Origin of the sequence: Variovorax sp. Varisp41 (genome assembly GCF_047325085.1) — a bacterium.
In the GTDB taxonomy this organism is placed as follows: domain Bacteria; phylum Pseudomonadota; class Gammaproteobacteria; order Burkholderiales; family Burkholderiaceae_C; genus Variovorax.
Window position 1 is genome coordinate 6,567,102 of record NZ_CP168540.1, and the last position, 12,987, is coordinate 6,580,088.

13 protein-coding genes are annotated in these 12,987 nt (G+C 71.8%); 6 read left to right on the forward strand and 7 right to left on the reverse strand.

All coding sequences use genetic code 11. The features are described from left to right. The first annotated feature begins 31 nt into the window (after positions 1–31). Positions 32–1,492, forward strand: a complete 1,461-nt coding sequence (locus ACEN9J_RS30445; RefSeq protein ID WP_413762870.1) for an efflux transporter outer membrane subunit — start codon at positions 32–34, stop codon at positions 1,490–1,492. A 128-nt stretch (positions 1,493–1,620) separates the two neighbouring features. Here the strand turns inward: ACEN9J_RS30445 and ACEN9J_RS30450 are convergent, their stop codons facing one another. Beyond that, on the reverse strand, positions 1,621–1,986 hold the full coding sequence (locus ACEN9J_RS30450) for an SPW repeat protein (RefSeq protein ID WP_057592842.1): 366 nt from the start codon (positions 1,984–1,986) through the stop codon (positions 1,621–1,623). A gap of 86 nt (positions 1,987–2,072) precedes the next feature. Then, on the reverse strand, positions 2,073–2,939 hold the full coding sequence (locus tag ACEN9J_RS30455; RefSeq protein ID WP_057592841.1) for a MurR/RpiR family transcriptional regulator: 867 nt from the start codon (positions 2,937–2,939) through the stop codon (positions 2,073–2,075). Positions 2,940–3,112: 173 nt separating this feature from the next. Here ACEN9J_RS30455 and ACEN9J_RS30460 point away from each other — a divergent pair, with 173 nt between their 5' ends. From ACEN9J_RS30460 to ACEN9J_RS30470, 3 genes are read left to right on the forward strand one after another with little or no spacing between them, the layout of a single operon-like run. Further along, a complete protein-coding gene (locus ACEN9J_RS30460) occupies positions 3,113–4,447 on the forward strand; it encodes an aspartate aminotransferase family protein (RefSeq protein WP_413762871.1) in 1,335 nt (444 codons plus the stop codon). 55 nt (positions 4,448–4,502) lie between these two features. Beyond that, a complete protein-coding gene (locus ACEN9J_RS30465; RefSeq protein ID WP_413762872.1) occupies positions 4,503–5,402 on the forward strand; it encodes an amino acid ABC transporter substrate-binding protein in 900 nt (299 codons plus the stop codon). Between the two features lie 16 nt (positions 5,403–5,418). Next, the gene (locus tag ACEN9J_RS30470) at positions 5,419–6,081 is read left to right on the forward strand and encodes an aspartate/glutamate racemase family protein (RefSeq protein ID WP_413762873.1); all 663 of its coding nucleotides are present in this window, start codon (positions 5,419–5,421) and stop codon (positions 6,079–6,081) included. On the opposite strand, the gene ACEN9J_RS30475 is transcribed toward ACEN9J_RS30470, so the two are convergent. Then, positions 6,073–6,981, reverse strand: coding sequence for a hypothetical protein (locus tag ACEN9J_RS30475; protein ID WP_057592837.1), 909 nt, complete (start codon positions 6,979–6,981; stop codon positions 6,073–6,075). The two genes, ACEN9J_RS30470 and ACEN9J_RS30475, sit on opposite strands and share 9 nt — an antisense overlap. A gap of 205 nt (positions 6,982–7,186) precedes the next feature. Between ACEN9J_RS30475 and ACEN9J_RS30480 the strand changes: the two genes are divergently transcribed. Beyond that, the gene (locus ACEN9J_RS30480; RefSeq protein ID WP_057592836.1) at positions 7,187–8,014 is read left to right on the forward strand and encodes an undecaprenyl-diphosphate phosphatase; all 828 of its coding nucleotides are present in this window, start codon (positions 7,187–7,189) and stop codon (positions 8,012–8,014) included. A 17-nt stretch (positions 8,015–8,031) separates the two neighbouring features. Here ACEN9J_RS30480 and ACEN9J_RS30485 read toward each other — a convergent pair whose 3' ends face one another. Both ACEN9J_RS30485 and ACEN9J_RS30490 read right to left on the reverse strand, forming a co-directional pair. After that, complete coding sequence (locus ACEN9J_RS30485; protein ID WP_413762874.1) at positions 8,032–9,954, reverse strand: ATP-binding protein; 1,923 nt, start codon at positions 9,952–9,954, stop codon at positions 8,032–8,034. After that, a complete protein-coding gene (locus tag ACEN9J_RS30490; RefSeq protein WP_413762875.1) occupies positions 9,864–10,601 on the reverse strand; it encodes a response regulator transcription factor in 738 nt (245 codons plus the stop codon). Before ACEN9J_RS30490 ends, ACEN9J_RS30485 begins: the two co-directional genes overlap by 91 nt. Before the next feature lie 99 nt (positions 10,602–10,700). Between ACEN9J_RS30490 and ACEN9J_RS30495 the strand changes: the two genes are divergently transcribed. Then, a complete protein-coding gene (locus tag ACEN9J_RS30495; RefSeq protein WP_057592834.1) occupies positions 10,701–11,216 on the forward strand; it encodes an MOSC domain-containing protein in 516 nt (171 codons plus the stop codon). A gap of 1 nt (position 11,217) precedes the next feature. Here the strand turns inward: ACEN9J_RS30495 and ACEN9J_RS30500 are convergent, their stop codons facing one another. Then, a complete protein-coding gene (locus ACEN9J_RS30500; protein WP_413762876.1) occupies positions 11,218–12,186 on the reverse strand; it encodes a tripartite tricarboxylate transporter substrate-binding protein in 969 nt (322 codons plus the stop codon). 16 nt (positions 12,187–12,202) lie between these two features. After that, the gene (locus ACEN9J_RS30505) at positions 12,203–12,886 is read right to left on the reverse strand and encodes a DJ-1/PfpI family protein (protein ID WP_413762877.1); all 684 of its coding nucleotides are present in this window, start codon (positions 12,884–12,886) and stop codon (positions 12,203–12,205) included. Positions 12,887–12,987: the final 101 nt, after the last annotated feature.

The window sequence follows — 12,987 nt, forward strand, 5'->3', positions numbered from 1 at the left end:
GACACCACGGCCCGCACGCGCCATCCGAAGAATGCCCGCCTCCCTGTTCCAGACCCCTTTCTTCCCGAAGCGCATCGCGCTGGCCGCGACGCTCGCCGCGCTGCTCGCGGGCTGCGCCGTCGGGCCGACCTACCAGGTGCCCGTCGCCGTGTCGCCCGCGGGCTGGAAGGAGCAGAAGACCGCCGAGGGCTGGCTGCCGGCCGCGCCGGCCGACACGCTCGAGCGCGGCGAATGGTGGAAGCTCTTCGGCGATCCGTTGCTCGACGAGCTCGCGGGCCGGGTGCAGGTGTCGAACCAGAACATCGCGGCCGCGGTCGCCAACTATGCGCAGGCGCAGGCGCTGGTACGCGGCGAGCGCGCGGCGCTGTTCCCCTCGGTCTCGCTGAGCGGCAGCGGCAAGCGCAGCGGGAACATCGGCGGCGACAGCAATGCCTCGAACAATTTCTCCGCCTCGCTCGCGGCCGACTGGTCGCCCGACGTCTGGGGCCGGCTGCGCGCGGGGGTCAGCAGCGCGCAGGCCAATGCGCAGGCCAGCGAGGCCGACCTCGCGGCCGCGCGGCTGTCGGCGGTGGGCGCGGTCGCGACCAACTACTTCTCGCTGCGCGAGGCCGATGCCGAGATGGTGCTGCTCGACGAGACCATCGAGGGCTACCAGCGCGCCTACGAGATCACCAACAACCGCTACCAGGCCGGCATCGCCGCGCAGACCGACGTGCTGCAGGCGCAGACCCAGCTCGTGAACGCGCGCGCCGAGCGCGTCGGCCTGCAGCGCACGCGCGCCACCTACGAGCATGCGATCGCGGTGCTCGTGGGCGCGGCGCCGGCCGACTTCAGCCTGGCGGCCGCGCAGTGGACGCCGAGCGTGCCGGGCGTGCCGAGCGGCGTGCCCTCGACGCTGCTGCAGCGCCGCCCCGACATCGCGGCGGCCGAGCGCTCGGTGGCCGCGGCCAATGCGCAGATCGGCATCGCGCGCGCGGCCTACTTCCCGAACTTCAGCCTCAACGCCTCGGTCTCGAGCAATGCGAGCAAGGTCAAGGACCTGTTCAATGCCTCGAACACCCTGTGGGCGCTCGGGCTGTCGGTGGCGCAGGTGGTGTTCGACGCGGGTGCCATCGAGGCCAACGTCGACTCGGCCAAGGCCAGCCACGAGGCGGCGGTGGCGCGCTACCGCCAGACCGTGCTCGCGGCCTTCCAGGCGGTGGAGGACCAGCTCAGCGCGGGCGCCACGCTGGCGCAGCAGGAAGGGCTGCGGCGCGAGGCCTCGGCCGCGGCCGACAAGACCGAGCAGCAGCTGCTCAACCGCTACCGCGCGGCGCAGGTCAACTACACCGACGTCGTGACCGCGCAGGTGGCCGCGCTCAATGCGCGCCGCACGCTGGTGCAGCTGCAGGTCAACCGCCAGACCTCGGCGATCGCGCTGATCCAGGCGCTCGGGGGCGGCTGGCACGCCGAGTGGATGGCCGACGCCGGCACGCAGCCCGCCACGCGCTGAGCGCGCCGGTGGGGCACGGGCCGGGAAGGGGTGGCGGACGCACGCGGCTGCGCGCGCGCCCCTGAAGTCGCCGCCGCGCCGCGCGTGTTCTCGCGGCCGGCGGCGTTCGAAGCCGGACCTTCAGCGGTTCAATGGGCCGGGCGGTCCGTCATGCCGCCGAGATAGTCCTTGTCGGTCACCAGCACCCACAGCGCCAGCACCAGGATCGCCGCGGCCACGAACACCGCGTTGACCAGCGCCACCTCGAGCGTGCCGAAGCCCAGCACCCACGGCGACACCGCGAGCCAGACCGCGAGCGCGGCCTCGGTCCACTCTTCCCAGGCCTTCGGCACGAAGGTCGCGCCCAGTGCCACGGCACCGAGCACGAGCCCGGTGACGATCGCGCCCCACATGGCGAGCGCATGGCCCTGGAAACCCAGGACCCAGGGCGAGACGACCAGCCAGACGCCGAGGACGACGTTGACCGGGTCTTGCCAATGCTTCACTTGCTTCATGGTCTTTACCTCCTGTCGCGGCGACAGCAGGACGCGCGACCGCGACCGGGGTTGGACTGCGTGGCTTTGCCGGTGGTTCCGCGCGCTCAGCCGCCGCGCGCCACCGGCGGCACCAGGTAGGCTCCCGACTCGAACAGCTGCGCCTCGGCCTGGTCGATGCGCCGGATCACGGCCTTGCCCGCGCGGCTCGCGAGCAGCTCGACCAGCGCCTCGGCCACGGCCACGCCCGCGGCCACCGAGGGAAAGAACGAGGGGCTGTGGATGGTGAACAGCAGGGTCTCGTCGGCGCGCAGCGAAATCGGCGAGCCGAGGCTGTCGGTCAGCGCCACGATGCGGGCGCCCGCGGCCTTGGCGGCCTCGGCCACCTGCAGCGCCTCGCGCGAGTAGGGCGCGAAGCTCGCGATCAGCACCACGTCGCCGCGCCCGAAGGCGCGCTGCTGCATCTCGAGCGTGCCGCCCTGGCCGTCGACCAGGTGCACGCTGCCGCGAAAGAGCCGGTACACGTAGACGAAGGAGAAGGCGATCGGGTAGCAGGCGCGAAAGCCGGCCGCGTGCACCGCGGGCGCCTTCTCCATCAGCGCGCAGACCTTCTGCAGCGCCGCTTCGCTCTGCTGCTGCGTGGTCTCGAGGTTGCGCCGCTGCACCTCGAACATCTCGCCGGTCAGGCCGCGGTCGCGCGCGCGGCCCACGAGCTGCTGGGCGCGCGCGCCGTAGGCCTCGGCGCCCAGGCCCATGTCGGCGGCGAAGGCGGCCTTGAGCTGCGGCCAGCCGTCGAAGCCCAGCGTCTGGGCGAAGCGCACCAGCGTGGCGGGCGTGCTCTGCGCGCGCGTGCCGATGTTGCGCATCGAGCCCGTGACCACCTCGTTCGGATGGTCGAGCACGTAGCGCGCCACCTGCTGCAGCGCGGGGCTCAGGTCGTCGAAGCGCTGGCGGATCTGGTCTCTGGCGCCCATGGCGGCGTTCCTCGTTGTCTCTGGCGTTGGAACGAATGTACCGGAGGCGCGCCCGGCGTTCCGGGCCGGGGCTGGAACGGGTGAAGCGAGTGGAGCAGTTGACGGAACAAATGTTCCAAGAAATAATTGGGCCGAAACGTTAGTTCCAGTCTCCATCCGCCTGTCCTCACGCCATGACGCACGTCTTCCATCGCCATCTCCGCCAGACCCCGCCCGTCGCCACGGGCTCGCATGGCCTCTACATCCGCGACGCCGAGGGCCGCGAATACCTCGATGCCTCGGGCGGCGCGGCCGTGTCCTCGCTGGGCCACGCGCATCCCGAGGTGCTGGCCGCGATGCATGCGCAGATCGACCGGCTGGCCTATGCCCACACCAGCTTCTTCACCAGCGAGGTGGCCGAGCGCCTGGCCGACGAGCTGATCGGCGCGGCGCCCGAAGGCATGAGCCATGCCTACCTCGTGAGCGGCGGCTCCGAAGCGGTGGAGGCGGCGCTCAAGATGGCGCGCCAGTACTTCGTCGAGATCGGCCAGCCGCAGCGCACCCACTTCATCGCGCGGCGCCAGAGCTACCACGGCAACACGCTGGGCGCGCTCGCGGTCGGCGGCAATGCCTGGCGGCGCGAGCCCTTCGCGCCGATCCTGGTGCCGGCCACGCATGTGTCGCCCTGTTATCCCTACCGCGAGCAGCGCGCCGACGAGAGCCCCGCGCAGTACGGCCAGCGGCTCGCGAACGAGCTCGAGGCCGCGATCCTCGCGCAGGGCGCCGACCGCGTGATCGCCTTCGTCGCCGAGACCGTGGGCGGCGCCACCGCGGGCGTGCTGGTGCCGGTGCCCGGCTACTTCCAGGTGGTGCGCGCGGTCTGCGACAGGTACGGCGTGCTGCTGATCCTCGACGAGGTGATGTGCGGCATGGGCCGCACCGGCAGCTTGCATGCCTGCGAGCAGGAGGGCGTGGTGCCCGACCTGATGACCATTGCCAAGGGCCTGGGCGGCGGCTACCAGCCGGTGGGCGCGGTGCTCGCGCAGCGCAAGGTGGTCGATGCCATGTCGCACGGCAGCGGCTTCTTCCAGCATGGCCACACCTACCTCGGCCATCCGATGGCCTGCGCGGCCGCGCTCGCGGTGCAGCAGACGATACGGCGCGAAGGCCTGGTCGCGAAGGTGCGCGAGGACGGCACGGCCTTCGGCGCGATGCTGGCCGAGGCGCTCGGCGCGCATCCGCACGTGGGCGACATCCGTGGCCGCGGCTTCTTCTGGGGCCTCGAGCTGGTGGCCGAGCGCGCGGGCAAGACGCCCTTCGATCCCGCGCTCAAGCTGCATGCGGCCGTCAAGAAGGAGGCGATGGCGCGCGGGCTGCTGTGCTATCCCTTCGGCGGCACGGTCGACGGCCGCCAGGGCGACCACGTGCTGCTCGCGCCGCCCTTCGTCGCCACGCGCGACGAACTGCGCGAGATCGTCGCGCGGCTCGCGGATGCCATCGACGCGGTCACGCGCCGCGCCGCGGGCTGAGTCCGCGCTTCTTCCTTCCCTTTTTCTTTCACCCACCGCCTCGAGGAGCACCTCCATGCCCAAGCCACGCCTGCCGTTTTCCTTCCTGCTCGCTGCCGCCCTCGTGCTGCCGGCGCTCTGCGCGAGCGCGCAGGAGAGCGACACCCTCGCCAAGATCAAGGCCAGCGGCGCCATCACCTTCGGCTACCGCGAATCCTCGTTCGGCTTCTCGTACCTCGACGCCAACCTCAAGCCGATCGGCTACAGCATCGAGATCTGCAAGCGCATCGTGGAAGCGCTGAAGAGCGAACTCAAAATGCCGGCGATCGAGATCCGCTACCAGGCCGTGACCTCGGCCAACCGCATCCCGCTGGTGCAGAACGGCACGGTCGACATCGAGTGCGGCTCCACCACCAACCTGGTCGAGCGCCAGAAGCTGGTGGCCTTCTCCCCGGACATCTTCCGCTACAACGTGCGCATGCTCGTGAAGGCCGATTCGGGCATCAAGAGCATCGCCGACCTGCAGGGCAAGACCGTGGTGACCACCACCGGCACCACCTCGTTCCGGCTGCTGCGCGAAGCCGACAAGGGCCGCAACCTCGAGGTCACGAGCCTCGGCGGCAAGGACCACAGCGACTCCTTCCTGCTGGTGGAGAGCGGCCGCGCGCAGGCCTTCGTGCTCGACGACATCCTGCTGGCCGGCCAGCTCGCGAACGCGCGCAACCCGAAGGATTTCGTGATCACCGGCGAGAGCCTGCGCACCGAGAACCAGTCGCTGATGTTCCGCAAGGACGATCCGGCCTTCAAGGCCATCGTCGACCGCGTGGTCTCGGGCATGATGAAGTCCGGCGAGATGGAGACGCTCTACGGCAAGTGGTTCACCTCGCCCATTCCGCCCAAGGGCATCAACATCAACTACCCGCTCAACGCCGAGACGAAGGACGCCTTCGCCAATCCCTCGTCGAAGGGCATCTGAGCCGCATCGCGTTCCCATGACCCGCATCGCCCTGATCCACGCGCTCGCGCATTCGGTTGCACCCATCAACGACGCCTTCGCGCGCGACTGGCCGCAGGCGCTGCGCATGAACCTGCTCGACGACAGCCTGTCGGCCGATCTCGCGCGCGGCGGGCGCGGGCTCGACGCGGCCATGCACGAGCGCTTCCAGCGGCTCGCGCAGTACGCGGTCGACACCGGCGCCGAGGGCATTCTCTTCACCTGTTCGGCCTTCGGTTCCTGCATCGAGGCGGCGGCGCGGCAGCATGCGCCGCTGCCGGTGCTCAAGCCCAACGAGGCGATGGTGGAAGAGGCGGTGCAGGCGCTGCGCGAGGCCGGCCCCGGCGCGCGGCTTGGGCTGATCGCCACCTTCGCGCCCACGCTGGCCTCGATGCCGCCCGAATTTCCGACCGGCGTCGCGCTGGTGCCGGCACTCGCCGAAGGGGCGCTCGAGGCGCTGAATGCGGGCGACGCGGCGCGGCACGATGCGTTGATCGCCAAGCAGGCAGAGGCCTTGCGCGCGCAGGGCTGCCGCCACATCGCGCTCGCGCAGTTCAGCATGGCGCGCGCACGCGCGGCCTGCGAGAGCGCCTCGGGGCTGCCGGTGCTGACCACGGTCGACAGCGCGGTGCGCGCGCTGCGCCGGCGCACCTCAGGCTGAACGGTCGCCGCGCAGCAGCGTGTAGATCGCGGTGGCGGCGAGCTGCGCCGCGTCGCTGCGCCCGAGCGTGCGCGGGCGTCCGGTCGCGCGGTCCGCGGCCTGCAGCCCCTCGGCCAGGCGGCGGTAGATCTCGGCCGAAGGCATGGTGCCGCTGGTGCCCAGCGCATCGCAGTAGGTCTCGACCAGCAGTTCGTTGAGGCGTTCGCACTCGGCATTCGAGAGCTTCATCGCATCGCCGTCGAACAGCGTCGCCACCGCGTGCATCAGGTAGGCCTGGGTTTCGAGCGAGAAGCCCTGCTGCCGCACGCAGTCCTCCATCGCGCTCCAGAAGCAGGGGCCCGAGGTGCGGCGCCAGCTCTCGAGGATGCGGCGCGCGCGCGCCGTGAGGTCGGCCTGCGGGTCGCGCGGCGCGCAGGGCCGCAGCGCCAGGCCCTGCAGCGCGAGCGCGGGGGCGGCGTCGGCGCCGCCGAGCAGGAAGCTCCAGAGCTGCCAGCGCACATACCACTTGCGGTCGTGGGCGGGGTCGAGCGCCTGCGTCAGGCCGCGCTCGATGTATTCGGCCGCACCGGCCGTCTGCCAGGCCATGTGCCCGTCTTCCAGGTCCAGCGGCTGCATGCGCTGCGACATCCGGTCGGCCGCGACCTGGCCTTCGGCGACCAGCGTGGCGCCGCGGCCGCGGCGGTCGATCTCGCCCAGGCAGCGCGCGAGCCGTTCCAGTTCGCCGGTCGAGGCACCCGTGGCGCGGGTGGCGCGGGACAGGGCGGCCTGCCGGTCGGTCTCGCGGCGGCGCGCACCGTGGCGCGCATGCGCGGCGTAATCGTCGGCGGTCGACGCATGCTCCTCGAGGCACAGCAGCAGTTCGTGGGCGTCTTTTTCGCGCTCGGGCGCGGGGGCGAGCATGCAATGTCCTTCGGTTGGCCGCCGGCGCGGGACGCCGGCGCGATGGGACTGTGACCGCGCCCGGCGGTCGGCGCCATCCCCCAAACTAGGTATGTCATAGAACGATACGAAGATGGGTGAACGGGCCACGGCGGCGGCCCGCGGAGCCTGAACCGGACCTGACCGGCTCCCTCGCGATAATTGCCGCTCTTTCAAGGAGTACGCGTTGGATATCGTTCTGCTGGTCAAGGCCGCCGTCATGGGCATCGTGGAGGGGCTGACCGAATTTCTGCCGATCTCGTCGACCGGCCACCTGATTCTTGCGGGCTCGCTGCTCGGCGGCTTCGACGACGAGCGCGGCAAGGTGTTCGAGATCGCGATCCAGACCGGCGCGATCTTCGCGGTGATCATGGTCTATTGGCAGAAGATCCGCTCGACCGTGGTGGCGCTGCCGCGCCAGGCCAAGGCGCAGCGCTTCGCGCTCAACGTGCTGATCGGCTTCCTACCCGCGGTGGTGCTGGGCCTGCTGTTCGGCAAGGTGATCAAGGAACACCTGTTCACGCCGGCCGTGGTGGCCAGCACCTTCATCATCGGCGGCTTCATCATCCTGTGGGCCGAGAAGCGGCCGCCGGGCTCGGTGCGGGTCGAGAACGTCGACGACATGACGCCCTGGGACGCCCTCAAGGTCGGCCTGGTGCAGTGCTTCGCGATGGTGCCGGGCACCAGCCGCAGCGGCTCCACCATCATCGGCGGCATGCTGCTGGGGCTGTCGCGCCAGGCGGCCACCGACTTCTCGTTCTTCCTCGCGATCCCGACGCTGATCGGCGCCGGCGTCTACAGCCTCTACAAGGTGCGCTCGCTGCTGTCGGTGGCCGACATCCCGTTGTTCGCCGTCGGCCTGCTGTTCTCGTTCCTCAGTGCCTGGCTGTGCGTGCGCTGGCTGCTGCGCTACATCAGCTCGCACAGCTTCGTTCCCTTCGCCTGGTATCGCATCGCCTTCGGCATCCTGATCCTCGTCACCGCCTGGCAGGGCTGGATCGTCTGGGCCGAGTGAGGCCCTAGCCTGTCGTCTCAGACGGCGCCGACCGGCATCCGCAGCCCGACGCGGGTGGCGCCCGGCGCCGAGGCGATCTCGAAGGCCCCGCCCAGCCGCCGCGCCCGCGTGCGCAGGCTGCGCAGGCCGGTGCCCTCGGGCCGCGGCGGCGCCTCGGGCTCGAAGCCGCGGCCGTCGTCGCGCACCTCCAGCCGCAGCTGGCCGTTCTCTTCCACCAGCGACACGTCGACCCGCCGCGCGCCGCTGTGGCGCAGCACGTTGGTCAGCGCCTCCTGCAGGAAGCGCAGCAGGTCGAGGTTCTGCGAGGGCGCGAGCGTCAGCGCCTGCAGGCCTTCCACTCGCCAGCGGCATTCGATGCCGTTGGCCTCGAGCAGTTGCGTGAGCCGGTGCCGCAGCGGCGCGACCAGGTCCGCGAGCGCGTGCGCGCCGTCATCGCGGCCGTTGGTGTCGATGATCAGCCGCAGGTCGTCGCGCAGCCGCTTGAGCATGGCCAGCAGCTGCGGCGCGCTCAGGTGCTCGGGCGCGCGCTCCAGCGTCGCGATGCTGCCCACCAGCATGCCGCCCAGGCCGTCGTGCAGGTCGCTCGCGAGGTTCACGCGCTCGCCGATGCGCGCGTGCGCGAGCTCCAGCGCATGGCGCTGCGACAGCGTGGCCGCGAGCTCGTCCTTGGCGGCGTTCACCTCCTGGATCAGCTCGGTGTTGAAGTTCTCGATCCGGCGCAGGCTCTGCACGAAGCGCCCGGCCTGCGTCAGCGCCATGCCCAGCAGCAGCGCGTAGGACGACATGGTCGTGTAGTAGGTGTTGCTGTCGATCACCTGGGTGAACACCAGCAGGTCGTGCGCGCCCGTGAGTCCCGACACCGCCATGAAGGGCGCGAGCGAACGCATCGGGCTGCCGCGGTGGCGCCAGGCGTGGACGATGGCGGCGCTGTTGACCACGATGATCGTGAGCCCGCCCACCAGCGTCCACACCGCGCGGTGCAGCGGCAGCGCCGCGGGCGCGGCCAGCCACAGGTCGAGCACGCCGATCGCCGCCGCCAGCAGCGAGGCGCCCTCGAGCAGCGGCATGCGGCGCTCGCAGAAGCGCAGCGCGAACACCGCGTAGGCGGTGCTGAAGACCAGCAGCAGCGAGGTGTTGAGCGCCTGCCAGGCCGAGGTGGTGGCGAAGGGCCAGGGGCTGGTGGCAATCTGGTTGTAGCCGAACAGCAGCCACAGCATGGACATCAGCGCGAACCAGCCGTAGGCGGTCTCGCGCCGCCGCAGCAGCCACAGCGCCGCGAAGAAGGCCGACACCGCCGCGCTGACCGCGAGGCCCAGCACCTGCAGGTCGCGCCGCACCACGCGCTCGCGTTCGTAGGTGGCCTGCAGCACGGCCGGCGGTCCGACCACGACGGGCCCGAGCCCGGCCTGGTAGACCGCGAGCCCGGAGACGCGCACCAGCAAGGTGTTGGTGCCCGTGCGCAGCAGCGGCGGTGCCAGCAGCCAGTAGCGCGGCGTGTTCCAGGCCCGCGTGAGCGGCTCGACCAGGCTGGCGTCGCGCGAGATCGGCGTGCCGTTGAGGTACACGGCGCCGGCCATGTTGAGGTAGTGCAGCAGCAGGCCGGTTTCGCGCGGCTCGGCGGGCTGTTCCCAGCGCAGCCGGTACCAGGCCACGCCGTCGAAGCCGCTCCAGCGGTCGGCCCAGTTGTCGGGCAGGGCGGCGACCGGCTCCCAGCCGTCCTCGGGCGGACGGGTGTCGTTCCAGCCGGCGGCGCGCACGGCCTCGATGCGCAGCGCGGGGAAGTCCTGGGCCAGTGCGCCGTGCGCGCACAGCAGCAGCGCCAGCGCCGCGGCCAGGCGGCGCAGGAAGCTCAGCGCAGCAGCCCGTGCAGCCGCGCCTGGTAGACCGCCTCGGTGCGCGATCCGACGGCCAGCTTGCGGTAGATGTTCTTGGTGTGGCATTCCACGGTCAATCGGGAGATCGAGAGCATTTCGGCCATGTCGCGGTTGCTGAGGCCTTGCGACACCAGTTCGAGGATGCGGTGCTCGCGCCGGCTCAGCAGCGCAGACGAGGCCCCCGCCGAGGCGGGCAGCAGCTCGCCCGGCTGGGTGTCGGCGGTCATGGCCGGGACCGGCAGCGCGCTCGGCTGGAGCGTGAGCCAGCCCAGGATGCGTCGTGCGATCGCGGGATCGATCGGCGCGCCGCCCTGCGCGATGCTGCGCAGCGCGATGCCGAGCTCGAGGTCGTCGCGTTCCTTCAGCAGGTAGCCGATGGCGCCCGCGCGCAGCGCCGCGAAGATGGTTTCCTCGGTGCGGTAGGCCGAGATCACCACGGCCGGCAGCCGCGGATGGTGCGCGCGCAGCCAGCCGATCAGGTCGACGCCGCTGCCGTCGGGCAACCCGATGTCGACCAGCGCCACGCCGAAGCTGCGCCCGGCCAGCAGCGCTTGCGCCGAGGCCACGCTGTCGGCCCAGGCGATCTGCGGCGCGGTGCAGCCCAGCGTGCCGAGCACGTGGGCCAGCCGCTGCTGCATGGCCGGATCGTCCTCGACCACCAGCGCGGGGGTCAGCGACACGGGTTCTGGGGTTTCCGGAAGAGGCGTGGACATGGCGGCGGGCGTTTTCCCTGGATTGTCGCCAGTTATTGCAATTTGTATCGCCGTCGTGGTTTTCCTGGCGTCCGCCGGGAGCCACAGACAATCGCGCGCATGCCCGATCTTCGCGAACTCATGCGCCAGTTTCCGCGCGCCGGCCGCCTCGAGGCCGTCTACCTGCGGCCCGCGCGGCGCCAGCCGGTGCAGGCCGTCGAGGGCGCGCGGGCGCTCGCGGGCCTGGGACTGGAAGGCGACCGCGCGAGCGCGGCCCGGCCCGGCGGCAAGCGCCAGGTCACGCTGATCCAGGCCGAGCACCTGAGCGCGATCGCCGCGCTGGCCGGCCATGCGGCCGTCGACGCCGCGCTGCTGCGGCGCAACCTCGTGGTGTCGGGCCTGAACCTGATCGCCGCGCGCTCGCTGTTCCGCGACCAGCCGCTGGTGCTGCGGCTCGGCGACACGGTGCGGCTCGAGATCACGGGCCCGTGCGAGCCCTGCTCGCGCATGGAGGAGCTGCTGGGCCCGGGCGGCTACAACGCGATGCGCGGCCATGGCGGGCTGACCGCGCGCGTGCTCGCGGGCGGCCCCTTGCGCGCGGGCGACGCGGTGCGCTGCGAGCCCGCCGAGGTCTGACTCAGAGCCTGAAGCCCGAATCCTTCACGAGCTGCCCGAGCATGCGGTCGATCTTCGCGAGCCGCTCGCCCTGGTCGGCCGGCGTGCCGGGCACGGTCGTCATGTCGAGGCCCTTGAACTTCTCCACCACCTCGGGCTGCGCGAGCACCTGCGCCAGCGCGGCGTTGTAGCGCGCCACCGTGGCCTCGGGCACGCCGGCGCCCGCGTAGAGGCCCAGCAGCTCGGTGAGCTCCATGCCGGGCAGGCCGGCCTCCTCGAACGACGGCACCTCGGGCAGCAGCGGCGTGCGCCGCGTCGACGCGAGGATGCGCAACCGGCCGCTGCGGTGGTAGGGCAGGAAGTCCGACACGCTGGTGATCGCGCCGTGCAGCGTGCCGCCGAGCAGGTCGGGCAGCATCGGCGCCGAGCCCTTGTAGGGCACGGGCAGGCTCTCGACCTGGAAGTGGCGCGCGATCCGGCTCGCCATGAACTCGGGCGCGCTGGCCGCGGCCGGCACGCCGATGGCGGCGTCGCCGCGGTGCGTGGCCAGCCAGCGCCCGAAGGCCGCGAGGTTCGAGGCGTTGGTGGTCGCGGGATTCGTCGCGAGCGCCAGCTCGAAGGTGGCGACGCTGCCCACGGGCCGGAAGTCGCGCGTGGTCGAGAAGCCCGGGTTCTTCACCGTCAGCGGCACCGTCGCCACCGTGTGGGTGTTGGTCAGCATCAGCACCGAGCCGTCGGCCGGCGCGGCCTTGAGCGCGATCGCCGCGAGCTGGCCGCCGGCGCCGGGCCGGTTGTCGACCACCACCGGCTGCTGCAGCTGCAGTGCGAGCTTCTCGGCCACGATGCGCGCGGCGATGTCGGCCGGGCCGCCGGCCGCGTAGCCGACGAGGATGCGGACCGGGTTGCCTTCGGCCCGCGCACGCAGGAAGGGCGCGGCCAGCAGGCCGGCGCCGAGGGCCAGTGCCGAGCGGCGGGGCAGGGGCGTGGTCATGTCGTCCTCCCTCGCTTCAGGCGGCCACCGGGGCCGTGCGCCCGATGCGCGCCAGGATCGCGCGCCGCTCGGCCACCACGCCGGCCACGCGCGCGCGCGCCGCCTCGACGATGTGGGCCGGCGCCTTGGCCGGCGCGCCGCTGTCGAACGGCGGCTGCGGGTCGTATTCGGCGAACAGCTGGATCGCGCGCGCCGTGTCGTCGTCGGTGGCCTGCCCGATCGCGCGCAGCGCGCAGTCGATGCCCGAGGTCACGCCGGCGCCGGTGATGCGGTTGCGGTCGACCACCACGCGCTGGTCGCGCGGCGTCGCACCGACCATCGCCAGCAGTTCGTGCGAGGCCCAGTGGCAGGTGGCCTCGTAGCCCTCGAGCAGGCCGGCCACGCCCAGCAGCAGCGGGCCGGTGCAGATGCCGACCACCCAGCGCGCGCCGCGGCCCTGGCGCGCGAGGAAGTCGACCGTCTCGCGGTCCTCGAACAGCGCCGCGACGCCGGGGCCGCCGGGCACCACGAGCATGTCGAACTGCGGGCAGTCGGCCATCGCCTGCGTGGCACGGAACTCCCAGCCGAGCTCGGTGCGGATCGGGTCGGTGTGCTTCCACACCAGCGAGAGGCTGGCGCCGGGAATGCGCACCAGCAGGTCCGCGGGCGCGACGTAGTCGGTCGCGGTGATGTCGGGAAAGACGAGCATGCCGATCTTCATGGGGAGACTCCAGGTGGTCCAGGTTGGGGATCGGCCCAGTCTAGGAAGCGGCGGGCTGGCATTCGAGACAATTGCCCCATCATTCCTGCCAGCCCTGGCGC

What these genes read in the sequence shown, in the direction of transcription:
- ACEN9J_RS30445 (WP_413762870.1), top strand. Translation starts at nt 32, where the DNA reads ATGCCCGCCTCCCTGTTCCAGACCCCTTTCTTCCCGAAGCGCATCGCG.
- ACEN9J_RS30450 (WP_057592842.1), bottom strand. Translation starts at nt 1,986, where the DNA reads ATGAAGCAAGTGAAGCATTGGCAAGACCCGGTCAACGTCGTCCTCGGC.
- ACEN9J_RS30455 (WP_057592841.1), bottom strand. Translation starts at nt 2,939, where the DNA reads ATGGGCGCCAGAGACCAGATCCGCCAGCGCTTCGACGACCTGAGCCCC.
- ACEN9J_RS30460 (WP_413762871.1), top strand. Translation starts at nt 3,113, where the DNA reads ATGACGCACGTCTTCCATCGCCATCTCCGCCAGACCCCGCCCGTCGCC.
- ACEN9J_RS30465 (WP_413762872.1), top strand. Translation starts at nt 4,503, where the DNA reads ATGCCCAAGCCACGCCTGCCGTTTTCCTTCCTGCTCGCTGCCGCCCTC.
- ACEN9J_RS30470 (WP_413762873.1), top strand. Translation starts at nt 5,419, where the DNA reads ATGACCCGCATCGCCCTGATCCACGCGCTCGCGCATTCGGTTGCACCC.
- ACEN9J_RS30475 (WP_057592837.1), bottom strand. Translation starts at nt 6,981, where the DNA reads ATGCTCGCCCCCGCGCCCGAGCGCGAAAAAGACGCCCACGAACTGCTG.
- ACEN9J_RS30485 (WP_413762874.1), bottom strand. Translation starts at nt 9,954, where the DNA reads ATGCCACACCAAGAACATCTACCGCAAGCTGGCCGTCGGATCGCGCAC.
- ACEN9J_RS30490 (WP_413762875.1), bottom strand. Translation starts at nt 10,601, where the DNA reads ATGTCCACGCCTCTTCCGGAAACCCCAGAACCCGTGTCGCTGACCCCC.
- ACEN9J_RS30495 (WP_057592834.1), top strand. Translation starts at nt 10,701, where the DNA reads ATGCCCGATCTTCGCGAACTCATGCGCCAGTTTCCGCGCGCCGGCCGC.
- ACEN9J_RS30500 (WP_413762876.1), bottom strand. Translation starts at nt 12,186, where the DNA reads ATGACCACGCCCCTGCCCCGCCGCTCGGCACTGGCCCTCGGCGCCGGC.
- ACEN9J_RS30505 (WP_413762877.1), bottom strand. Translation starts at nt 12,886, where the DNA reads ATGAAGATCGGCATGCTCGTCTTTCCCGACATCACCGCGACCGACTAC.